Here is a 742-nt window from a genome sequence, read left to right as displayed (position 1 = left end):
CCCCGAGACAGATCATCGAACACCGCTTTGGGCCCAAGCTCCTAATGCGACGACCGGCTACCGGCCGACCAACTGCGGACATTCGCGCCAACCGCCTGCTCGAGAAGCCAACATCACACCTCGAACCTCCGCCCGCAAGCCGCGTCATCAGCGGCTTACTTGTGTGTCCCAGGAAGCAGCATGGTCGGCCCGGATAGCCTATTGTGGAAGCACCCAAACGGAGAATCACATGCTCGAATACTCGATAAAGCAGCCCGAAGGCATATTGGTGCTCAAACCTGGCGCTCCGCTGAACAAAGAGGATTTCGGCGGTCTCAGCGCTGCTGTCAATGGCTATCTCTCCGACCACGCCAAGCTCAGAGGCGTATTGATTCATTCGAAGGGCTTTCCTGGATGGGAGAACTTCGGCGGCTTTATCGCGCACATGCACTTTGTCCGCGACCACCACAAGGAGGTCGAACGCATAGCAATCGTGACGGACAGCTACTTTGCTGGTATGGCGCAACTGCTCGGCACGCACTTTACGTCGGCCGAAGTGCGGCATTTCCCCTTTTCCGACGACGTGAAGGCGCTGGATTGGCTGGAGACCGCCGCGAGGTAGACGCGGGGGAGTTCTGGCCTGACCGACCCCTCAGGTAGCGGCTAGCGGCCACATCACCTGTCGTTGGTCATGCCGAATGTCCGTTCACGCCCGCATTGCGGTCGTCTGCGACTGCGGGATTGAAGCAGGCTGAAGGCGCTT

At 59.4% G+C, this 742-nt stretch carries 1 protein-coding gene; it reads left to right on the top strand.

What is annotated here, in order from left to right; genetic code table 11:
• Window positions 1–229 precede the first annotated feature (229 nt).
• On the top strand, window positions 230–601 hold the full coding sequence (locus ACXJ3V_RS20195; RefSeq protein WP_457102143.1) for an STAS/SEC14 domain-containing protein: 372 nt from the start codon (window positions 230–232) through the stop codon (window positions 599–601).
• The last annotated feature ends 141 nt before the right edge of the window (window positions 602–742 follow it).

Source organism: Microbacterium sp. P5_E9, from assembly GCF_054049175.1.
Note: the sequence above shows the minus strand (reverse complement) of the source record. Positions and strands in the feature narration are given on the sequence as shown.